Source organism: Bacillus aquiflavi, assembly GCF_019915265.1.
Lineage (GTDB): Bacteria > Bacillota > Bacilli > Bacillales > Cytobacillaceae > Bacillus_BT > Bacillus_BT aquiflavi.
The window spans coordinates 1665160-1689245 of record NZ_CP082780.1 but is presented as its reverse complement, the minus strand read 5'-3'; the positions used below and the strand labels follow the sequence as shown (position 1 = coordinate 1689245).

Below are 24086 nucleotides of genomic sequence, written 5' to 3'. Positions count from 1 at the left end.
ACTCTATACGTGATCAATTACTCCATCAAAGTTCTTTCTCTGTATTGAAAAGACCCCCTTTTAAAAGATTTTAAGAAATGATTTATAAAATAATATCGATCTTATCTTATGATTAAAACTTCCTTTAAAATCATTTTGATCGAATCATTGTTATTTTGTCCTATTTATATAATGAATAATTCTAATTCCATCTCATATAGTTCAAATATTTTTGTAATCATCTACTTAAGTCGCTTGATGTATAAAACGCTCTTGCTAAAAACAATTTAGTCAACCATGATTCCTTCATTTTTCTCCAATTCTATAAACCTTGGAAGAACTAGAATGTAAAAAACCCCTACAAAAATTAAACTTCCGCCAACAAACCAAAAAAGAGTCTCGACCGCAAAAATACCAGGATAAAACCCTGCGATAAATAGCAAAGTGAGTGATTGTGAAAGCATCATCAACGGATTAATCCATCCTTGTACTCTTCCCATCATTTTTGGATCCACTATTTTTTGAATCCAACCTCCTATCGCTACATTAATCATCGGAAGGGATAGTGCAATCACAATTGAACAAACCATATAAAGCCAAACAGTATTAACTAGCGAACCAACAATAGTTGCTCCCCCTGAAATAAACATAGCCAAGATAAGCAAATGATGGAGCATCAATTTCTGAGAAAGTATAGATGCGACCATACTTCCAAATAAAACTCCTAAACCGAAAACAATTCCTAATATAATTGAGATTTCCTCATAGTTTCCTGGTGCTAGCTTGTACTTTAAGATAAATATTTGCATCACCGAAAGTCCACCATTTAAAATCCCAAAAACGGCGAATCCCGAAATAAGTGTGAGCAGTAAACTATGCTTTAAAATATAACTTAATCCTACTTTAAAATCTTTCCATACTATCGTAAATTTTAAATCTTTAATCGTGTGCTTTCCGTTTGGCATACGAATTTTCTCTGACATTTTGCAAGATTTTATAAGTAGCCCACTAATGATAAAACTAGCTGCATCAACTAATATTGCGCCTTCAACACCAATTGCCCAGTAGGTAAATATCCCAATCCCGCTGCCAAATAGCATAAATAAACTAGCAACTAACTGATTTAAACCAACTGCCGTCGTATAATACTCTTTTGTTAAAATACCTTGTACGAGAGCAGATTGTGCAGGAGTAAAGAAACTTTTTACAGCACTCCTTAAAAATAAAACTATAAAAGTTAATGGGATCAAATTAATAAAAAGAGAGAGTAATAATAAAATTGATAATACGGCACAAATCCAATCACAGTTTTGGGCTATTTTTTGCCGGTCAAGCCTATCAGCAAACACACCCACTAGAAAAAATACCATTAATGTAGGCATAGATAACATAAGTTCAGTAATTGTGGCATATGCAGGTTGCTGTGAAAAGCGATCTAGAAGATAAAACATAAGTGCAGTTAACCCAATTGTACCACCCATTTGTGAAGTGAAAGATGCAAGGAATAGCCGTAAATAATTTCTATTTTGAAACAGAGATCGTATTTTTTTCATAAGGGCTCCCCATTTGCTTTCATACAAGCTTTCTATTTTGTGCCAAAAGTTTTTTATCATAATTCCATTCGTTGGGGTTAAAGAATACTTTCTGTCTTAACCATTGATCGATCACAAAACGTCAATATTTAATTGAAATGCATTTTTTAATTTCCTCCTTATGCGTTGTATTTAATGAACTATGTATTTTGTTGATAATAAAAACTTTTGAGGTTCTAATGTTGAGTTTTTTAAAAGAGTTGATCAATAAATATTTGAGAGGGGAAGTTTGAAAAACATATTTTTGCTCATGTCTCCTGCTGTCGACGGAATAACCCTCTAAGTTCTAACTTTGCTCTCATCATATTGACTTATTACATTTGTAAATAATATTTGCTTTACAACGTCGTAAGTATAATCGGCATTGGTAGAATAAAAAAGTGCTCCACCTTTAAATATTTTTGTGAGGAACTAAAACTTTCAAACAGTCCTAAAATTTTAAAAGTAAAGTCGATCTCAAGGCAACTAAAGTTAACAGCAAAATATGTATAAAGCAATACTTATAAGTAAACTTAAATGTTGACATGGGGATGATTAACTATTTTCAAATAAACTAACCAATAGGAACACCTCACTCATTTTAATAACTTTTTTCGATATTATTTATACTTTTAAATATTTTCATCACACAAACTTCATCATTAAAAAAATGAAAAAGATCTTTAGAATGGACTAAAAACATAAATAATTTTTCTCGTAAATATTGGTTTCATTTAGTAACATTGTCGTTATCTGAGATGATTGTTGATTTAATAAAAATGATTAAATTTATTTTTTACAAATACAGGAACACTTGCATATAGTTCTAGTATAGGTGAAAGTTTATAACTAAAGTTTAACTATTTCTTAACTGTTTCTTAAATATTAACATTTTGTCTATCTTTTTGTTGAATAATGTAATTTATGAACTTAAAACCGGGGAATAATGGTTACTGTTAAAGGAGGTGACGCTATCCCGCGTTATTTATTCCTGAATTAGTCGAAAAATGATAAAAAAGGACTGTTTCCATTCGATAAAATTAGTGAAATTATATAACTTCAAAAGATATTAACACAGCATTTGAAGATGTCACAAAAAAGCAAAATCATAAAAATGAAAGACAAAAATGTTGATTCAACATACAAAGGGGTATCCAATAGCCGAAATTCGACTTATTGGACACCCCAGTCCCTTTGATTATGCTTATTATCCGAGAAGCAAAGTATGAGACGAAGCGAATAGAGTATTCGTTCATGTGCTGACAACGAAGAACGTTTGTTAACAGTTTGTATCGCTTCAGGTAAGTACCGTTACTTTTAACATTTTTCTCTTGTTATTTTAATATTATGATGTAAATAAAATTGGATATGAATAGAGGATGAAAACGATGAATAAAGAAGAACTCGGGAAGTTATATCCTATCACGATTGTTAACTATGATTGTCGCTGGACTTCAGCATTTGAAACCGAAAAGCAAACACTGAGAAATATTCTTGGTTCAGCAGTTGCACTTAGAATTGAACATATCGGAAGCACCGCCGTTTCTAATTTATCAGCAAAACCGACGATTGATATTTTAGTAGAAATTCCAAAGAAAGATGAAGTAACTTACTTGGTGATCGATTATCTAGAAAAGAATGACTATATCCATATGAAAGGGCAGAAAAACCATTTAATGTTTGTTAAAGGCTATTCTCCAAATGGATTAGAGAAGATTTCCTTTCACATTCATTTAGGAACTAAAGAGCAAGATTTTCTTTGGGATAGATTATATTTTCGAGATTATCTTCGAAATAATCCGTTAGTTGCAAAAGAATATGAAAGCTTAAAGCTTAAATTAGCAAAAGTTCATCAATACGACAGGGAAGCCTATACGAATGAAAAAACAGACTTCATAAGAAAAATAACTATGTATTAGCTAAAGAAAAGACACTTTCGAAATAAGTTTTTACTATTGAAGCATAAGCCAATTAAAAATCGTTACGTAAACAACTGTCTGTTTGCGTAACGATTTTTAATATCTAGCAGGCTATCGTAAATAGTTGTTGTTCATTATCTTTTACGTAACTGAAAGAATGCAAATATCGCACAAATAAATAATATGATAGCATAAGCAACTGTCCACCAAAAGTGCTCACTAAATGTAGAATAATCACCAATTAAAATATCTCGTGATAATTCAACTGCATGAACAAACGGTAAATAATTACCAATTTCTCCAAATTTATTACCTAAAAGAGATAAATCTACCCACGCTCCACTTAAAAATGATCCGAGCGTAATATAAATTGTGCCAATCCCTGAAATTTGTTTGTCTGTAAATAGCGCGCCTAAAAATAAGCCAAAGAAAATGGACATGATCGCTATCGGTAATCGGTAATAATACAACCATACTCATTAAAAAGTCTATCAATTCTACCGACATTCCTAAAGCTAGTGCTACTAAATAACAAATAATAGTTTGTAAAATGACTAACGGTATCATTGGTATTGTATAACCAACTACATAATCGTTCACCTTTAATGGAGAAGCAAACAAACGAACAAGAAGTGCGGTTTGTTTATCTTTTGCAATTAATAATGCAGAAAACATCGTTAAGAAAGAAAAGCTGAAGACTACTAATCCCGGTACTAGATTATGTGCTTTAAAGGTATCAAGTGGTGCATTTTTCTCAATTGTTGTAAAAACAATTAACAAAATAAGCGGTAATGCGATTCCTAATATAATTGACAATGGATCACGAAATATTTCTTTTCGATTACGAATTGCAAAATGAAGCATACACTTGCCCCTCCTCATCACAAATGGCTAAAAAGGCATCTTCAAACGTTTCCGTATTTGTTTGTTGCTTTAACTCTTCAACCGTACCAAGCCCTTTTAATGAACCTTTTTGTAAAATAACAATGCGGTCTGCTAATGCTTCTGCTTCTTCTAAATAATGTGTTGTTAAAATAATCGTCATTTTCCCCTTTAATTTTGCAAGATTCGCCCATAGCTCACGACGAGAGCGAACGTCTAATCCCAATGTTGGCTCATCTAAAAAGAAAATCTTTGGATTCGTGATCATCCCCATTGCAATACTTAATCGACGCTGCATCCCGCCAGATAATGTTTTTGCTTTTGCTTTTTCCTTCTCTTTTAAATGAAATAGTTCAATCATTTCAGTTGTCTTTATTTTCGCTTCATTTTTTGAGATTCCGTAAATACCTGCAATAAATTCTAAGTTTTCACGTACCGTTAAATTGGGGGCTATAGCAGTTTCTTGAGGTGAAATATTCAATTGAGGTTTAACTTTTTCAATATTAGTTAAAATACTATTTCCTAACACTAATGCATCACCGCTGCTTGGTGTAAGCAAACCACAAAGCATACTAATAAGTGTCGTTTTCCCTGCACCGTTTTCCCCTAGTAGAGCGAAAAACTCTCCTTGTTTCACTGAAAACTCAAGGTTATTAACTACCGTTATATCTTTATATTTCTTCGCTAACTTTTTCAGTTGAATTGAAGTCATTCACTCACCTTCATCCAGATTTTTGGCATTTAAAATATCATTAGCAAATTGAACAAATATTTCTTGTTTCACAAGTGCAATACCTTGTTTTTCATCACCTAACATGAGTAAAGAGTCCCCCGGTTTAATATCGAAAATCTCTCTTGCCTCTTTAGGGATAACAATTTGTCCTTTCGTTCCTACTTTGACTGTTCCAAAAACATGTTTTCCTTCTGGTGCTGTCATTTAAATTTCCTCCTTCAGTATCCTCTGTATGATTAGTATGAAAAGTAATACTTTTCATACTAAGTATACTCACTCTTATGACAAATATCAAGGAAGTTTTTAGAATTCAAAAGCGATTATAAAACAAAACCCCCTCTCGGTATGGTGAGAAAGGGCTTTAAACATTGGTATATAACAAAAATGAGAACTGTGATCGATCATAATTTATGTGAAATATTCCAGCTTGGCATTTGGGAAAAATTGTTCCATATAGGAATAAAGATGATTTTTAATATCCCCTTCTTCTTGTTTTTGATAAATGTATTTACCTATTCCATATTTACCCCATTTGTATCTTCTTTTTTCCTCGTTTAATTCTAATTTAGTCATCGGATAATTTTTTTCAATTACTCTTTTGGCAGGCTTTGTAAATCGATGCTGGATAAATTCAAATGTAATATCCTTCCTCGCTTCTAGCGGTAATTCTGCATCGAGACGCTCAAACATGTGAAAATAGCCATCTTTCCACCCTTCATGAAGATAGATCGGTGCCACAATAAATCCAAGTGGATATCCGGCTCTTGCCACTTTTCCCGCCGCCTCGATTCGTTTCTCTAAAGGAGACGTGCCTGGCTCGAAATTTTTAATAACGTAATCAGCGTTTACGCTGAATCGGAAACGTGTTTTTCCATTATGTTTTGCATCAAGTAAATGATCGACATGATGAAACTTAGTAACAAACCGTAGTATTCCAAACTCTGACTTTCCAAAATGCTCAATTGCCCTTTTTAACGTATGTGTCAAATGATCGATGCCGACAATGTCAGATGTACAAGAGGCTTCAAATCTTGTCATTTTAGGTGCACGTTCTGCCATATATTGATCAGCAGCTTCAAGAATCTCATCGACATTTACGTACGTTCGGATATACGGTTTGCTTCCCATCGTAGTTTGTAAATAACAATAATGACAATGACCCATACAGCCTGTTGCAAACGGAATCGCATATTCTGCAGAAGGCTTTGAAGTATCAAACTTAAGTGTTTTTCTTATTCCAACGACGAGTGTGGATTTTGCAATCCGATAACGTTGAAAATCCGTTTCGCCAGGAAGGTTTCTTACTTGATTATGAGAAGTTGTATAACGGATTTCTACATTCATCTTTTCAAATTTTTCTTTAAGCTCTTTCCCAAGTGGATAATCTAACGCTTTCGGTTCAAAGTAGACGAGTTGGGGGGTAAACGGTTTATTCATTTTAAAATCCCCTTTTTAATCATTTGCAAAAAATTGTTGATAAGCATGTTCTGCTTCTTCTTCGCTTGAATAGACAGCCATTTCACTTGTTAAAGGATAATAAGTCTCATACAGAAATAAAGCTAATTCGTTTGGATTCTCAGGGTTATTTACAACTGCTGCTTCCTGAATATTTGTTACATCTTGTGTATGAGGATTTCGATAAAAAACATACACAATATCCCCTGCATTGTAAGAATGATATTCGTCCCTCATTTTCGTCACCATCCCTTTTAGGATTTATTATCATTCTGCCTTTAGAGGAGGAAAATATTATTACTTATTTATGGAAAAAATATTCGAATATAAAAATGAATAGTGGATTTTTTAGAAAGGAGTTATCGAAAATGGAATAAAGGTGTGTGAGACAGGTAGTCTCACACAATAAAAAATGTTGATTTGGTGTGGAAATAATTACCAATTTCACCGCTATAAGCCATCTCTATATATGACTTATAAATCACAGTTTAATTAACCAATTTTTTTAGAATATCATTTAAAAATCAAAAAATGATAGATGCACTTTTGTTCAATTCATAAGTGTGATAATTGTTTTCTTACTTTATGTGTTTCCAAATCAGCTAATCTAACAGGAATCGGTAAACGACTTTCTTTGTTAATACAATTCATCACAATTTCAGTACTTGTATGTAGATCAATCCAATTTCCACAAGAAACAAAAATAGGTTTAACGTTTTTTGTTGTTCTTAAAGTTCGACCGTACACCTCACTATTTATGTTAATATCAGTGTAAGCACCTGCTTGATTTTTTGGCATCATAAAATCCGTTCCTTGAATTTTAAGATAACTTTTCGCCACCCCAATTGTTGGTTTATTCAAGAAAAAAGATGCGTGTGTCGCAATGCCCATGTGACGATAATGTAAATATCCATTCCCATCAAACATATATAAGTCTGGCAGATTGATTAATTTCTTCACTGTATCTATTATTAAAGGCAACTCCCGAAAAGCAAGGAATCCCGGAATATAAGGAATTGTTATTTCTCCATAACTGTATACCTTTTCAATCACTTCTTTTGTATGATAGTCAATAACAACAATACAGCATGTACCATGTGTCGTGTTATTTACATCCCAGTAGGCTAAATCTACCCCGGCAATCAATTTTATCTCGTCTTTTTTAAAGATATTTTCTAATTTCACTTTTGGCAATAACTCATTTTGAATTTCTAAAAACTTTTGTGACATTTTCTTTATATATTCATTATCAGAAAACTGGTTAGCCAATGCTAAATCACCTTCTTGTGAAGTTCGTAAACTTACCTTGTTTGTTACTTTTTATTTTTTTCTTTAATAAAAGTCACCCTATGTATCAAACGTTTCTAAGCGTTCGAAAGTTTTAATCTTATGCTACGGTCATTCATTCAAATTATTTCTCCTCTTTTAGGTTGGATGATGGACACTAAACTAAATCATTTTTTCTTGATCGCTTCGTCAGCTTTAAAAACAAAAATATAATCAATAATGAGTAAATCGATACCCAAACAAAAGGAAAAAGAGAAAGCTCTGAAATATTTTTACCATTCCAATTTACTAGCTGTGATTGTGTAATCGTTGCAGGAGGAAGAAGCCAAACGATATTTTTAATGGCTGAAGGTAAAATTTTGTAAATTCCTAAAGCTGCTAATGAAATTGTTGATATTAATACAAGTCCTCCATAAGAACTTATCGCGCTTCTCATCAGCGTCTTACTAAATAAGCTTGCAACACTAATACCTAACGTTGCCAAAACGAGATGATTTGCTAGCGAAACAAAACCGGCACTCATCGAAACAGGTTCGTTGAACATATTAAAAACAATTGGATATAGAAAAGCATAAATTGTAAGTATAACAGAAATGAACCATACTGATATTAATTTAGAAACATAGTAGCGCGCTCTGCTTTTAAGATTAAGTATCATTAATTGTTTTTGAACAGGATGGTCAAGAGATAAAAAGCTTATGCAAAGCCAGGAAGAAATAACGTATAGCATTAATGCAGTTACTGCATAACTATCGACCACTGGATTAGGTTTGTATGTATAAAAAACAGAAACTAATATTAAGTATGTTGAAACTGGGGGAAAATATTTATGGGAACGAATATAATCATGTAAGCTAAATTTAATTAATTCTTTCAAAACTATCTCTCCTCCTATACTAATTTTATTAGAGCCTTCTCATTTCATAAAAAAGCATAAATGATTTTAATTAAAAATCGAAATTTACGGTTGAAACAGCTTCAATACTTCCCTTTAATTGAAGAATTTTCATTAATATAGAGTCACTGTTTTTAATGTTGACATATAGTAATAATCGATTATCCTTGCTTTCCATATGAATGGCTTCTTTCCATTGTATAACGGTCGAATGATCAATATATTTTACTTCGATTAATTTCATTTCATCTTTTTCATTTTTTATTGGATTGTCCATTGAAATAGAGCCATTATTTAAATAATAGGTTTTCTCTATGATGTCATCAAAAATATTAGATTCATGGTAAGTGAGTATAATAGTAGTACCTTGTTGTTTTAATTCTTTTATAACCGTTAATAATTCTTGCTGTGCATTTAAATCAAGGCCAGAAACAGGCTCATCCAAAATTAATAGCGCAGGTTTTGTTAAAATTGCCTGGAGGATGCCTACTTTTTGAATGTTTCCTTTTGATAAGTCTCTTATCCAACGATCATCTAGTTTCTCTAGCTTGAAGCGATGTAATAAATAAGGAATTCTTTCTTTTAAATACTCTTTAGAAATTCCGCCAATTTTACCTATATAATTTAAATACTCACTAGGAGTAAAACGAAGAAGCTTAGGAAATCTTTCTGGTACATATCCAATCTTTATCTTTTTATTGGGAAATCCCACCTTTCCAGAACTAGGTTGTTCGAGTCCTGCTATCATCCGTAATAGTGTACTCTTTCCCGTACCATTTCCCCCGAGTATCGCAACAATTTGATTTTCATATATAGTAAGCGAAATATCGCTGAAGATTTTTTTATTTGTGTATGCTTTACTTATATTCTCAAGCTCAACAAGCTTGCCCATAAAATTCCCTCCTCATATAGAAATAAATAGATTTCAAACTGTTAACAAACGGTTTCATGAACGACTGATCTATTTGTTTCTGCTACGTGCTCCGCAGCCCCGACTTACAAGCATTTATTACTTCAAATATTGATCTTGACTACAAGCTAAAATAGTTTAATCATTAGGTGATTAATTCATATTCAGAAAGTAAATGATCTCATTCTACTCATTAGCTCATCGAAATGAATCATTTTTATTTTGTCTGGTAATTTTGAATAGGCACAAGCGGCTAAGCTATAATGACAATCAAAATTATATAACTGAAACGATAAATCCGAACTTAATACATGACTGTCCTCCGTACATGAAATAGTAGATTTATTTATCCTTATTGTAAAAGAATTCAATGGACGATATAATCCTGTACCAATACATTTAAGAAAACTTTCCTTTAAAGTCCAGAGATCAAAAAAATATTTCGTCCTCATCGGCTCATTCAAACTAATAAGATCTTCATATTCAATTTGACTAAAATAACGTTTAGCGATCTGTAAATTGACATTATTTATTTTTTCAATGTCGATCCCGACATTTTTATGATCAAATACGCAAATAACCCAGTCTTCAGAATGAGATATATTAAACGAGAACGGAAAAGGTAACTTGAGCTGCGGTTTACCAAACTGATTAAAGGAGTATTTGATTTGATTATTAGGAATTAAAAAGTGTTCCCATAAAAACAATCGTACTAAAATATCGCCAAGTAAACTTCTATATGTATCCCTCTTATAATAAAATCTGCTTAATTTTTCCCTTTTATCACTTGAAATGAAACTAACTAGCTTTTTATAATCTAAGTCTGCAATATGAAATGGAACTTTTATGGCGTGAATTTGCAACATGAAAACACTCCAATAAACAATGATTTACACACAAAATAGGAGCTTTATTCGCATTTGATCACTCTCTAAAAAGATCACAAATGTAAGAGATTCGTTTCCAATTAGATTAAGAACGAATCTCTCCATCATTAATTGGTTAATGTCTTTTTATCTTCCACCCTTGTTAACGATTCCTTCCGAGAAAATGAGAATAACCGGCAAATCGACGGAATGAGCAGTAATGTAATAAAGGTAGAAAATAATAGCCCCGAAATAATAACAACTGCCAACGGTGCTTGATAATTACCGGATGTTCCCGATTCTAACGCTAATGGAAGCATTCCGCCTACTGTTGTTATTGTTGTCATAAAGATTGGACGTAATCTATTTTTTCCCGCTTCAACGAGAGCTTCTTCAATGTTATAACCAGCTCTTCGAAGTTGATTTGATCGATCGATCAATAAAATAGCATTATTTAAAACAATTCCAATCAGCATGACAACGCCAATTCCAGACAAAATGTTAAGTTCCATTTGAGTAGCAGATAACCCTAGTATAACACCAGTAAATGCCATTGGAATAGCTGACATCACAATAATAGGTTGACCTAATTGATTAAATTGTACTGCCATGACGAAATATACAAGGAAAATGGCAAATGCTAATACGATCATCATTTCTATCATTAGCTCTTGTTGCTGCTCTAAATCTCCTGCGACAGAAATGTTATATCCCGACGGTGTTTCAAATTTATTAATTAATTTTTGAACTTCTCGATTCACCGTACCGAGATCTTTATTTTCAATATCGGCAGAGATTGTAATGAATCGTTCTCCCTCTAAATGATAAATCTCATTAGGTGTTTGTACTGTTTCTAAATTAATAAAAGTAGATAATTTTTCTTCCCCTCGTACGGTTGGAATCTTTAAATCTAACAGAGACTCTTTCGTCTCTATACTTTCATCCACTCCTAAAATTAAGGAAGCGTCTTGATGATCAATCTTCATCTCTCCCACCGGCATTTGTAATAAAGCCTGTTCTATATGTCGTTTGATTGCAAGTTGAGATAATCCTGCCTTCTCTATTTCGTCTTGTTTTAATGCAATAACCTGTTCGTTAGTCGAACGTTCCATAGAATTTGTAATGCCAACAATTCCTTCTACTGATTCTAGCTTTTTAGTGAAACGATCAACAATTTCTTTTAATTGCGAAAAATCTTCTCCACTAACCGTTATTTGAATAGGCTGGCCTCCCTCACCATCAGATAAAGCACTTTGTACACTCACAATTGGGAATGTATCCTTTAGTTCACGCAGTGATTTTAAAATTTCTTCATTCACTGCATTTTGTTCATTCTTTATCTCATCACCCTTTGTCATGTTGATGATAGAGTACAGTTCTCCCCCCATATCCAAAATATAATTCGAATCAACATCCTCAATTTTTTGAAGCTTTTGATTCATCCCTTTTACTAGTTCTTCTTTCTCTTTATTATTTACACCAGTTTCTAAATAAGTCATCACTTCAGTATAACGATTAAACATATCAGGCATAATTGTCATCGGTATTTTTGGTACTAAAAATAATGAACTGCCAAATATTGCGAAAAAAAGAAGAAGAATTAATAAGCTTCGATATTTTTTATGTACTGCCCATGATACAGCTTTACCATATGTTTTAAGAAATACGCCTTCAGTTCTATCATTTTTTGATTTTTTAAACAGCAAAAATTTCTCTGATAATGATGGAATCAATGTGAAAGAAACGATTAAGGAACTTATTAATGTAATGGCAACGATTACTGATAATATCACTACGTATTGGCCGATTTCCCCACTAATTAACCCAACCGGCACAAAAACGATAATCGTTGTTAAAATAGAGGCAATTACAGCTCCAGCAACTTCCTTTGTTCCTTGTAAAACAGCTTCAAAATTTCCTAAACCTAGCTCTTTTTTTCGATAAATAGACTCTAGTATGACAATTGATGAATCAACCATCATTCCGATTCCTAATCCTAGTCCTATAAGAGTCAACATATTAAAACTATAATCAAACAGCCACATTGACGCAAAAGTAAGTAGAACAGATGTCGGTATTGCCAAACCAATAATGAATGTAGCCCGTAAGTTTCGTAAAAAAATGAGGAGAATGACGATGGCAATTGCCCCACCGATAATAATGTTGCTAGTTATTCCATCAATAGATTCTTCAACATAATCTGCTTGTGAAACGATTTCCTTCAAAGTAAAGTCTTTAATAAGATTTTCATCGCGAATTTTTTGAATTTCCTTACGTACTGCATCTCTCATGTCAATTTGAGTGAAATTTGATGTACGCCCGATTTGAACAAAGATAAAGTCTTTCTTACCATCCTTCCATACGGAAGAAGAACCTTCTACAGTTTGCTTCTTTATGCTAGCTATATCCTTTAGCTGTATAAACCCAGTTTCCGAAGGGATCATTATATTTTCTATATCTTCAATGTTTTCAAATTTAGTATCCCAACGTAAAGAAGGGGAGTCTTTCTCGACGCTCAATTCGCCAAGTGTATAATCACTATTTACTTCCTCAATCACTTCTACTACTTGGGCAAAATTTAAATTGTTTTTTTCAAGTTCATTTTTATTAATCTCAATGAGAACTTCTTGCTCTGATAAACCTGAAAATTCAACATCTCTCACTTCTTCTAAGTTCTCTAATCTCGGCTCTAAAACATCTTTCGCAAAGGCCTTCATCTGATCAAAATCGCCGCCAGAAATATCCATAAATAATTCATAACCTTGGTTCGTACCGTATTGGCCCGTAACAATATCTTTTATGCCGATAAGTTCTCCCTTTGCAGCATTGACAACAGATTCAACTTCTTTTAATACTTCTTCTCCGCGTCCATCTTCAATTGTTAACTTAAACTTAAATGAGTTTCCACCTATATTTGTCGTAGAGTCGATACTTTTAATTCCATCAATTCCTTTTAATTTCCGTTCCAATGGATCTGTAATATTGCGCTCTACTTCAATTGCCGATAAGTCTCCAGCAGCAGTTTTTATATATATACTATCTTTTGCAACCGATGGCATAAGTTCTTTGCCTAAATCAAAAATTGCATATAGTCCAAAAGACAATACCATTACCGTCATTAATCCAATTAATATTTTTTTTTTTAATATGAACTTCAATAAATTCACAAACATTCTCCTTGTATATTTGTCATTTTATTTAACATCCCGTTCTATGCTAGATAACTTTGTTGATTCCTTTCTGACAATGTGATTCTTTCCCGTTTCACCGCGTCATAACCAAAAGGCGTGTGAGACTGCAGTCTCACACGAATGTATATGTTTAATAGGGCCAATATGATTAATATAAAACTTTTTCTATATACAAATTAATTGCGTTAATTACTTCTTTTTTTTGATCGTGTATAAAGAAATGTCCACCTTCAAAATTGATCATCTGACATGATTTATTTGTATACTTTTTCCATTCCTTTACTCTAGGGAAAGTAGTAGAATAATCTCGTTCTCCATTAAATATCATTAAATCCACATCTAATGGTTTGTAATCTTGAGCAACATAAGATTCTACTAACTTGAAATCTGCTCGTAATATCGATATGAAAATATCAGATGCTTCTTTATTAGCAAAAATGTTTTTTGGTGTACCACCAATTGAGAGAACCTCTTTCACAAATTCTTCATCAGGAAGAGTTGAGATCACTTTCCGCTTTCTTAATTTAGGCGGTTCTATTCCAGAGAGAATAATTAAAATTGGCATTTTACTATTAGATTGTAAAATTCTATATGCTAATTCATAAGCTAATAGACCACCCATACTATGACCCAATATGATGTATGGCAAATCACTAAGATCATTTTTTATCGTCTTGAATATGTCATTTACCATTTCTTCAAAATTAGAAATGAGAGGTTCGTTAATTCTTCTCCCTCTTCCGGCAAGTTCTAGTGGTATTATTTCGATTGCTGGATGTAAATATGTTTTCCATCTACTGAATATGAACGATGATCCACCAGCATATGGTAAACAAAAAAGTCTTACTTTCTGCATAACGTACTCCTCAATAAATCGATTCTTATATATAAATATTAAAAATACACAACCCCATTAGTACCATCTACTGTTACTTCATCACCATTATTAAGCATAGAAGTGGCAACTTTTGTTCCTAAAACAGCTGGGATTTCATACTCTCGGGCAATAATTCCAGCATGAGAGAGAATCCCCCCACTATCTGTAATAATTGCACCAACTATTGGAAAGAGAACAGTCCAAGGTGGCGTCGTTGTTTTAGTTACTAAAACATCCCCTTTTTCAACCGTATGAAAATCCTCCTGTGAATAGATCATTTTCACTTTCCCTTTATAAACACCTTTAGAAGCGGCTGTACCTTTAAATGACTGCTGTTCCTTATTTATAGGTCCTTGCGGAAACCCAATAATTTGCTCTAATTCATTAGCGTTGGCAATATTAGTTGGGTCCCCTACAAAAGGAACTGGAATAGTGTTCATGTTCTCTTCATGTTTTTTTCTTCTTTTAATAATTAAATTTTCAACATTATTTGGTTTTTCAAGTAAATCTTTTACTTCGTTTATATAAAGGAAAAAAATATCATTCTTATTTGCAATTATTTTTTGTTCTACCATATACTTTCCGATCTCTAGAAAGAAAAGTCTTGATCTAGCTGGAAGCATAGCATCAATATAAAAAATGATGGTCTTCTTCAATCCGCCATATATGTAATGCTGTTTCAACCATTTCTTTAAACTGTTGCTTTTCTGAACTATTGTGTATTTTTAATAACAATTGTTCAAATAATTGAGTTCTTTTCATATTTATTTCACTAAATTTCTCGTCAAAGTCATCATTGATATCCAAATATCTTTTAACAAGACCGAGAATATATTTTGGGTTTTCAATCCATGTTTCTTCATTTAAATCATGATAATTAGCATTTCTATAACCATATTCGGTCATCACATTTTGAAAGTCGCCAAGAAATTGTTGTCCTTCCTTAACACTAGCTAAGTTTTCAAACAGACTTTCGATATTGGTTGTTTCAAATAATTTATTTAAAAGATTTGATTTTTTAACTTGCCTAGATAATTCCCAAATCGCTCGATCAGTTTCTAACGTTTTATTCATCGTTCCAACTAATAAGTCATAGACAGCTGACTTATCGTTACTATTAAATAACTGACTATACAACTCTTCCAAAATCCATCCAGCAGCTTGTTTAGGAGTTAATACTTCATAATGTATAACCCAAGCCGTTATAAAAAACTGTTCTAACTCTTTAACCGCTTGTAAAATTGAGTTTCTAGACTCATTTTTTGTTTTGAAAGCCGATAGCTTTTCATAATATGGTTTAAATACATTCTCTACATAATCATCAAATCTACTAATCAAATTTGGAATCAGGTTCATCATAATAGATTTATGTTCTTCATGATCATAATCCTCTTTACTTCTAGGAATGATCGACTGGTAGTAGTATCCATTTAAAGATTTTACATCTACTCTTTCTATTTGCATTTTCATTTTTTCATAACATACTTTCGTACCGTTACTCATTGCCGGCATAATAAGTGATGTAAAAAGCGGTGTTAACGGTCTAGGAAAATGAACATCATTTTGGACCCAAAATGATCTGTTCATATCATCATCTGATAATAAAAATTCATGATCTAATGTTTTATTAGTCAAGATTGAACCACTCCTTTTACAGTAGTTATCGGTCTTACTTGTAATACATTTATTTCATTTTCTTTTACGGTAAATTCAATATCTACTGGATATTGATAATAATGTTCGATTTTTTTCGTTATATTCGTAATTCTATTTATTTGGTCGAAATTCAAACTGAATGATTTTATTTCTTGTTCACTAGTTGGCGTTTCTTTTGTACCATCAGCTTGTCCTACAAGCTTAAATTCTTTTAGTCCTAATTCCTTATGTAAAATTTTATGATCGTGTTTCGAAATAATAAACAGATCAGGAGTGATAAGACCAGACACAATTGGCTCTCCTAATCCATAGCTAGCATTAATAATTATTTCATCATACGATAAGGTAACAGGGTTTATACTAAATGCCACACCTGATGTATCTGCCTGCACCATCGCCTGCACTAAAACACTAATTTTCACTTCTTTAATATCGATATTAACAGTATGTAAATATTGAAGAGCTTGATCAGACCAAACAGAAGCCCAACACTTCTTTATGCTCTTTAGTAAACGATCGAAACTTCCAATGTTTAAACATGTTTCGTATTGTCCTGCAAAAGATTGATCTTGTAAGTCCTCAGCAGATGCAGATGATCTTACGGAAACATTTATAATGTCATGTGAAAAAGTCAAATTATCGTATGCCTCTTTTATCTCTTTTTCTAAATCACTCGGTATTGTGTGGCTTTGAAACAATTCGTTTATTTTAATATAAGGGTTAGACATTGTCTTCATATAATGATTAATTTGACTTCCTAACCGGTTAGCTTTTATGAAATTCAAAAAGGCACTCGAGGAAACGATGAAGCCATTTGGAACTGATATCCCTAATTTCATCAGAGTTGACAGATTTTTTGCCTTTCCTCCTATTAATGATCTATTTTTTTCATGCCCTTCACTTAAAGGAACTATCACACAGAACTCTCCTTTCAGGAGAGGATAGGAAATTTGATGTTCATTTCCTATCCATTCCATCTATTAAGTTGTTTAAATAAACCCTACATTTTGCATATGTTTAAGCAATTTTCTAATGTAAATGGATTCGATTGTTGGATATTTAAAATCATCTAATTGTTGTAAATATTTCACTGTAAACGAAGAATCAACTTTAACATCCCAGCTAAATTTATTAGATTCTACTTCTACTAATTCGGTAATAATATTAGATAATAAATCTTTTTGTTCATCGTTTTTATATATTTCGTAAATAAACGACTTAAATTCTTCTTCATCAAGTACTTTAAGATGAATTCCTAGTGCTTCTAAAGCTGCCTTCACATCAGCCATTTTAATCGTATGATGATTAAAGATATGGAATACATTCCCACAAGATTCTTCTGTTTTTAAAATTTTAACAATCGCTTCACTACATACATCTACAGGGGTAAAATCGATTATCTGGTTTAACATATGACTTGGGATCGTCTTAAAATTCACAAGAAATTTAAACCTATTATAAAAGGCGTTTTCCTCAATATTTTCTTGGAACATTCCATCAGTATATCGCCCAGTTAAATTACCCACGCGATAAATGCTGGCTTGTAAGCCTTTTTTTCGTGCTTTATAGATTAGTGATTCTGCTTTAAATTTACTTTTAATATACTCGTTATTGAAAATATTTTGATTAATATAAAGTTTATTTTCCGTAAATTCAATTTGATGTTGATCTTTCGTACGAGTTCCCGAAACACTTATTGTTGAAATATAATGAAAAGAAATTTCATTTTTGAAAAAAAAGTCAAGCAGACGTTCCGTTCCCTTTATATTTATTTGATTAAATTCCTCTTCGTTACCGTAATGTTTGACGAGAGCAGCGGCATGAATAACTACATCTATATGGTTTCCGACTTTTTCATAATCGTCTTTTAACAAACCTAGATGTTCTTTCGTAATGTCGCCCTCCATCATTTTAATTCTATGTTGGAAATCATTCCAGTTCTCCATGAACGTCTCGTTGAAATATAGCTTCATCTTTTGTAGAAAACGTTTTTCAGCGACAGGTCCTCTTACTAAGCAATATATATTAGCATCAGTTTCGATCAATAAATCTCTAATCAAATGGATTCCAAGAAATCCAGTGGCGCCTGTTACTAAAATATTTTTCATTGCGATCATATTTCCACTAGGCATCGCCTCTGTATTATTAGGAGAAACAATATCTTTAGCTTCAAGTGAATACTCTTCTTCAGTAAAGCCTTCGACTAAATTAATTTTCTCTGCTAATCCACTTATTGTTGGAGACGTGTAAAAGTCTCTTACAGAAAGGTTCCATCCATGGAAATACATTTGAGTTAACGCTTTTAATATTGAGATCGAATGTCCGCCCAATTGGAAAAAGTCATCAGTAACCCCGATCTTATTTCCTTCAATCGCTAATACTTCTGACCAAATTTGCACTAATTGCTTTTCAACTTCGTTTCTTGGTGCGACATATTCTTGTTCATTTATAAACGTTTCTCCTTTTGGCAACGCTTTTCGATCTAGCTTGCCATTTATCGAAAGTGGCATTTTGTCCAAATGGATAAAATGAGTTGGAATCATATACTCAGGAAGTTTTTCTGCCATATAGCGATACCATTCGCGATTACTCCATTCAATATCGGCTACTATATACGCACATAAATATTGATTCCCTTCAGTATCTTCTCTATCAATTACAACTGCTTCACGAACTCCTTCACGCTGCATTAAACAATATTCGATTTCGCCGATTTCAATCCGATATCCTCTTATCTTGATTTGAAAATCTGTTCTTCCTAAATATTCGATATTCCCATCTGGCAACCACCTTACTAAATCACCAGTTTTATATAAAATTGCATTTTCTTTATAAGGATTAGCAATGAATTTCTCCTTCGTTCGTTTCTTATCATGGAGATACCCTCTTGCTAGTCCTTTTCCGGCTATGCATAATTCACCAGGAATTCCAATCGGCTGTAACTTTCCCTCGCTATTTAAAACATATACTTCTGTATTGTGCAGTGGTTTTCCAATTGGTAAAATCGATGTTTCCAAATCATCATTTAGTGAATATTCCGTCGTATAAATACACGCTTCCGTCGGACCATAAAGATTAAATAATTGAGTATGCGGCAATAACTCTCTTACTGATTTTGCTAATTTTGGCGATAATGCTTCACCAGCAATAAATAAATATTTTAACTTCGTTACTTCTTTTAATTGTTCATCAGGAATCATATCGATAAATGGCTGTAACATGGAAGGTACAAAATTGACATGTGTGACCCGCTCCTTTTGAATGACGTTAAATATTTCTAACGGATCTTTTTCCATGTCTGGTTCTAAAATAACCAATCTCCCTCCTGCAATCATCCAGCCGAATAATTCTGGAACCGATACATCAAAGATAAATGGAGTTTTTAATAAATATGCATCGTTTTCCATGATTGGAAACTTTCTTTGTAAAGTTAACAATGTATTGAGAACATTCTGATGCTCGATCATTACTCCCTTCGGGGTTCCCGTAGAACCTGATGTATAGATGACATATGCTAAATGTTCGCCATTGTTCACTCTATTCAAATTGGTTACTTCTTCTTCATCATCTTTACGATCATCGACAACGATCATATTTTCATGATAAGCACGAAGTGTTTCCTTATACTTATCTTGTGTTAATAATAAGCAACGTACGACTATCTTTCATTATCGTTTCAATTCTCTTACGAGGATGATGTGGATCAATCGGCAAGTATGCACCGCCTGCTTTTAAAATCGCTAAAACACTCTTAACCATCTCAAATGAACGATCCATGACAACACTAACTAGACTCTCAGCTTTTACGCCTTGTTTTCTTAGTTTTCTGGCAAGCTGATTTGCCTGTTCATTCAATTCTTTATATGTCATAGATCGGTCACCAAAGCGAAGTGCTTCTTGATCAGGCATTCGCTCTGCTTGTTTCTCAAATAGTTCATGCAATAAAAATTTATTTTGATGGTCATATTCTGTTTGATTGAAATCACAAAGTAACAAACTTTTTTCTTCGTCTGTTAACATCTCGATTTCAGCTAGCCTTATATGAGGCGATTTAACAATCGTTTCTAAAATCTTGATAAAGTGCTCACTTAATCGCTTGATACTTTCTTTCTTAAAGAGCTCGGTACTATATTCAAAATGGGCTTGTAAGCCTTCTTCCGTTTCTGTTAAAAATAACGAAAGGTCAAACTTAGAAACATTCGTTTCCATTTCCCACGATGAAAATTGTAATCCATCTATACTTACTTCGGAATAGCTTGATTCTTGCAATGAAAACATCGTATCAAAAAGCGGATTGCGACTAGTGTCACGCTGTACTTTAAGTTTATTTACTAACATTTCAAATGGATAATCTTGGTGTTTAAAAGCATCCAACGTCGATTGTTTTACTTCGTCGAGAAATTCGGAAAATGTTTTTTCCTTTTTAGGAAAATTCCGAAGTGCAAGGGTGTTGACAAACATTCCGATAATATTTTCTACGTCTGGATGATTTCGGCCAGAGATCGGTGACCCTACAATAATATCTTCTTGATCACTGTACTTTGCAAGCAGTATATTGTATGCAGCTAACGAAAACATAAACAGAGTAGTCCCTTTTTCAGCAGCAATTCGCTGCATTTTATTCGTTAACTCTTTTCCAATATTGACTGAAATACTATCCCCTTCATAGCCTTTTACTAAAGGCCGTTTATAATCTGTTGGCAATTGAAGCACTGGATATTCTTCTGCAAATTGATTTAACCAATATTGTTCTTGTTTTTCGATCCTTTCAGATTTCAAAAGATTATTTTGCCAAGCCGCATAGTCCTTATATTGAAATCGAAGCTCTGGCAACTCTTTTCCTTCATATAATTGAACAAATTCATTTACCATTAAGTTAATAGAGTAGCCGTCTGAAATAATATGGTGAATATCTATTAAAAATAAATATTTATTTTTTTTAAGCTTAACTAGTTTTAATCTTATTAATTGATCGTTAAGTAAATCAAATGGTCTAATAAAATTAGAAACTAAGTCAGATAATTTTTCATCCTTTAGATTCACTACATTCATTTCAATGGAAGTATCGTGATTAATCTGTTGAACAGGATTTCCATTGGATACTTTAAAAGATGTTCTTAAAGCTTCATGTCTAAGCAATAACTTTTGAAATGCAGCTTCAATGCGCTTTTCATCGAGAGGACCTTCGATAATCATCGCTTTTGGCATATTATAACTCGTTTGGTATTTATTAAATGATTGTAGCATATAAATTCTTTTTTGTGCGGAAGAAAGCGGATAATATTTACTTTCTTCTACTTTTTCGATTGAATAGATCTTTTCTCTTTCGATTTGGGAAATATATTTTGCTTGCTCGAATACTGTTGGTTGTTGAAAAATAATATGTATCGGAATAGAGATTTCAAATTCCCGATATACTCTTGATACGAACGAAGCGATTTTTAAAGAATGCATCCCTAAATTAAAAAGATTATCTAATATACCAATTTTTTTTTTTTTACTATCAATATTAAGAATTTGACTCCATATTGTAACCAATTTTTCTTCGATTTCATTGCTAGGTGCTTTATAGTTCAATTGTTCACTTATATTTTCCGTCGGTTCTGGGAGAGATTTCTTATCTATCTTTCCGTTTATCGTTAATGGAAAATGATCAACCTTAACAAAATAACTAGGGATCATGAAATCTGGGATTCTTTTTTCAAGAAATTTTCGTAATGCTGATCCATTGATTTCTTCTGATGAAATATAATATGCACATAAAAAGTTTGACCCTTTCGAATCTTTAGCGGATGTAACAACAACTTCATCAATAGATTGATGTTCCTTTAATTGATGTTCAATTTCTTTAAGTTCAATCCTAAACCCTCTAACTTTTACCTGTTCGTCGACTCTTCCTAAATATTCTATGTTCCCGTCTGGTAACCACCGTGCAAGATCACCAGTTTTATACATTAAACTGCCTTGCAAAAATGGATTAAATACAAACTTTTCAGATGTTAATTTTGGATTATTTACATATCCTTTTGCAAGAGACGCCCCCGAAATACATAATTCACCGGGTACACCAATGGGTTGCAGTTTTTGTTCTTCATCTAAAATATAAATTTGATTGTTTGCAATCGGCTTCCCTATAGAAAATTTAGAATGATACGTTAAATTGCGAAAAGCAGTTGTAACGACACTATTCTCGGTTGGCCCATATTCATTGACGATTTCTACATTTACATTTTTTCGAGAATTTTTTTTCAGCAGACTATTTGTGACTTCCTCTCCAGCTAAAGTAATAATTCTTAAACTTAATTCATCGCCATCATCGATCTCATCTAACAGACTATTATAAAGCGATGGTGTACTAATAAAATGTGTAACTTTTTTTGATTTAATTATTTTATATAAATGAGGTGGATTTTTAACATCATCATTTTTTACGAGTATTAATTGTGCACCTGAGACAAGTGGTGTAAAAAAACTCGTTACAAATCCATCAAATGAGAAAGAGAAAAGCTGAAGTGCACAATCATTTTCTGTTAGTTTGTATTCATTTTTTCTCCAGACAATGTTATTTACAATACTTTTATGTTCAATCATTACTCCTTTTGGTGTACCAGTAGTTCCAGATGTATAGATGATATAGGCTAGATCATTTTCTTCATTAACTGATGGCAAATGATCATAGTTATTTGTATTTTTATTTAATAATTCAAGATCTATTATTTCCCCATTCAAATCCAATTTACTTCTATGTTCCGTTTCCATTAACAATAAGTCTAAACCGCTATCTTGAATAATAGAGTTTTTTCGTTCTTTAGGATAATTAGGGTCGATTGGAATATAAGCACCGCCTGCTTTTAAAATACTTAATATTCCAATTGCCATTTCGATGCCTGGCTTAATGATAATCCCGACTAAAGTATTTCGGGAAACTCCCTTTTCACGTAATAAAACAGCCAATCGATTTGCTCGTCTATTAAGTTCACGATAAGTGATTTTGCTTTCATCAAATACGATCGCAACTCTGTCCGGACATTTTTGTACTTGTTCTTCTACCAATTCATGTAACAGCTTCGTATGACTAAAATTTATTGTCGTATTGTTAAAATCTTTTAGTAATTTCTCTTTTTCTATTTCTGTAACTAAATTCAAATCGCCAACCTGATGATTTGGGTTATTTGTAAGTTGATCTAATGTCATCATAAACTGCTCAGCTAAATTACAAATAAAGTCACTGCTATATAATTCTTTCTGGTAAATAATTTCTCCAGTCATGCGGCTGTCTTCATCATTTTTTTGAAAATGAAAGGCAATTTTAGCTCGCGTATTACTTTTTAATTTTTTTTCTCCCAGATTTTTAAAATTGATCACTACAGGAAAAGAATCATCCTCTGTCTTTTCGTTTAGTGTACCCATCGATTTTAATAACGACATAATAGAGAGTTTATGATTGTTAATCGCATCATTTACTGTGTTTTTTACATTTAAGAGAATCTCTTTCCACGTCATATGAGGTGATACTGTATTTCTAATTAATAATAGATCGTCTGTAGTGTTTTTTAATTCCGTTGTACCAATTAATATATCGTTATTTCGTGTATACTTTTGTAAAATAACACTAATTGTCGTAACAAAAATTAAGAAAGCACCCCAATTAGAATTGTTGCTAATTTTGTTAATTTTATTGCTGACATCTGCTGGAATTCTAAGAGGATGGTTCGCTGTTAACTCACTTTTAAATAGTCCTAAATCCGGTGGAAAACTACTAAATTCTAGATCTCCCGATAATTTTTCCACCCAGTATTGTTTCTCTTTCTCAGCATTTTCATCTACGGGTAATTCTTGTGTAATCGTATTTACTTTCATAGCAT

18 protein-coding genes are annotated in these 24086 nt (G+C 32.6%); 1 reads left to right on the top strand and 17 read right to left on the bottom strand.

The genetic code is table 11. The features are described 5' to 3' along the window. Nucleotides 1–266: 266 nt before the first annotated feature. Nucleotides 267–1532 carry an MFS transporter gene (locus K6959_RS08240; RefSeq protein WP_163243124.1) on the bottom strand — a complete coding sequence of 422 codons (1266 nt, stop codon included), beginning with the start codon at nt 1530–1532 and terminating at the stop codon, nt 267–269. Between the two features lie 1406 nt (nt 1533–2938). Between K6959_RS08240 and K6959_RS08235 the strand changes: the two genes are divergently transcribed. After that, on the top strand, nt 2939–3469 hold the full coding sequence (locus K6959_RS08235) for a GrpB family protein (RefSeq protein ID WP_163243123.1): 531 nt from the start codon (nt 2939–2941) through the stop codon (nt 3467–3469). A gap of 309 nt (nt 3470–3778) precedes the next feature. Here K6959_RS08235 and K6959_RS08230 read toward each other — a convergent pair whose 3' ends face one another. The 16 genes from K6959_RS08230 to K6959_RS08155 form a co-directional block, all read right to left on the bottom strand. Next, nucleotides 3779–4333 (bottom strand): ABC transporter permease, encoded by a 555-nt coding sequence (locus tag K6959_RS08230; RefSeq protein ID WP_262421930.1) that lies wholly within the window; start codon nt 4331–4333, stop codon nt 3779–3781. After that, complete coding sequence (locus tag K6959_RS08225) at nt 4311–5063, bottom strand: ABC transporter ATP-binding protein (protein WP_163243121.1); 753 nt, start codon at nt 5061–5063, stop codon at nt 4311–4313. Before K6959_RS08225 ends, K6959_RS08230 begins: the two co-directional genes overlap by 23 nt. Beyond that, on the bottom strand, nt 5064–5288 hold the full coding sequence (locus K6959_RS08220; RefSeq protein ID WP_163243120.1) for an AbrB/MazE/SpoVT family DNA-binding domain-containing protein: 225 nt from the start codon (nt 5286–5288) through the stop codon (nt 5064–5066). Nucleotides 5289–5492: 204 nt separating this feature from the next. Continuing rightward, nucleotides 5493–6521 carry a spore photoproduct lyase gene (gene splB, locus K6959_RS08215; protein ID WP_223088155.1) on the bottom strand — a complete coding sequence of 343 codons (1029 nt, stop codon included), beginning with the start codon at nt 6519–6521 and terminating at the stop codon, nt 5493–5495. 15 nt (nt 6522–6536) lie between these two features. After that, on the bottom strand, nt 6537–6776 hold the full coding sequence (locus K6959_RS08210; RefSeq protein WP_246234859.1) for a transcriptional regulator SplA domain-containing protein: 240 nt from the start codon (nt 6774–6776) through the stop codon (nt 6537–6539). A gap of 318 nt (nt 6777–7094) precedes the next feature. Then, nucleotides 7095–7769: an endonuclease V gene (locus K6959_RS08205; protein WP_163243126.1), complete on the bottom strand. Its 675-nt coding sequence runs from the start codon at nt 7767–7769 to the stop codon at nt 7095–7097. Nucleotides 7770–7983: 214 nt separating this feature from the next. Next, on the bottom strand, nt 7984–8703 hold the full coding sequence (locus K6959_RS08200) for a hypothetical protein (RefSeq protein ID WP_163243117.1): 720 nt from the start codon (nt 8701–8703) through the stop codon (nt 7984–7986). Nucleotides 8704–8773: 70 nt separating this feature from the next. Continuing rightward, entirely contained in the window at nt 8774–9613 is an 840-nt protein-coding gene (locus K6959_RS08195) for an ABC transporter ATP-binding protein (RefSeq protein WP_223088153.1), read from the bottom strand. A gap of 182 nt (nt 9614–9795) precedes the next feature. Further along, complete coding sequence (locus K6959_RS08190) at nt 9796–10497, bottom strand: 4'-phosphopantetheinyl transferase family protein (RefSeq protein ID WP_163243115.1); 702 nt, start codon at nt 10495–10497, stop codon at nt 9796–9798. Between the two features lie 128 nt (nt 10498–10625). Beyond that, nucleotides 10626–13664 carry an efflux RND transporter permease subunit gene (locus K6959_RS08185; protein ID WP_223088151.1) on the bottom strand — a complete coding sequence of 1013 codons (3039 nt, stop codon included), beginning with the start codon at nt 13662–13664 and terminating at the stop codon, nt 10626–10628. A gap of 172 nt (nt 13665–13836) precedes the next feature. Then, nucleotides 13837–14544 (bottom strand): thioesterase II family protein, encoded by a 708-nt coding sequence (locus tag K6959_RS08180; protein ID WP_223088149.1) that lies wholly within the window; start codon nt 14542–14544, stop codon nt 13837–13839. Nucleotides 14545–14582: 38 nt separating this feature from the next. Further along, nucleotides 14583–15221 carry a PEP-utilizing enzyme gene (locus K6959_RS08175; RefSeq protein ID WP_223088148.1) on the bottom strand — a complete coding sequence of 213 codons (639 nt, stop codon included), beginning with the start codon at nt 15219–15221 and terminating at the stop codon, nt 14583–14585. Further along, the gene (locus K6959_RS08170) at nt 15193–16200 is read right to left on the bottom strand and encodes a PEP-utilizing enzyme (protein WP_223088146.1); all 1008 of its coding nucleotides are present in this window, start codon (nt 16198–16200) and stop codon (nt 15193–15195) included. The genes K6959_RS08175 and K6959_RS08170 overlap by 29 nt, the downstream gene beginning before the upstream one ends. Next, nucleotides 16197–17138, bottom strand: a complete 942-nt coding sequence (locus tag K6959_RS08165) for a PEP/pyruvate-binding domain-containing protein (protein WP_163243111.1) — start codon at nt 17136–17138, stop codon at nt 16197–16199. Before K6959_RS08165 ends, K6959_RS08170 begins: the two co-directional genes overlap by 4 nt. Before the next feature lie 72 nt (nt 17139–17210). After that, complete coding sequence (locus K6959_RS08160) at nt 17211–19814, bottom strand: amino acid adenylation domain-containing protein (protein WP_223088144.1); 2604 nt, start codon at nt 19812–19814, stop codon at nt 17211–17213. A gap of 34 nt (nt 19815–19848) precedes the next feature. Beyond that, the gene (locus tag K6959_RS08155; RefSeq protein ID WP_223088142.1) at nt 19849–24081 is read right to left on the bottom strand and encodes a non-ribosomal peptide synthetase; all 4233 of its coding nucleotides are present in this window, start codon (nt 24079–24081) and stop codon (nt 19849–19851) included. Between the last annotated feature and the right edge of the window lie 5 nt (nt 24082–24086).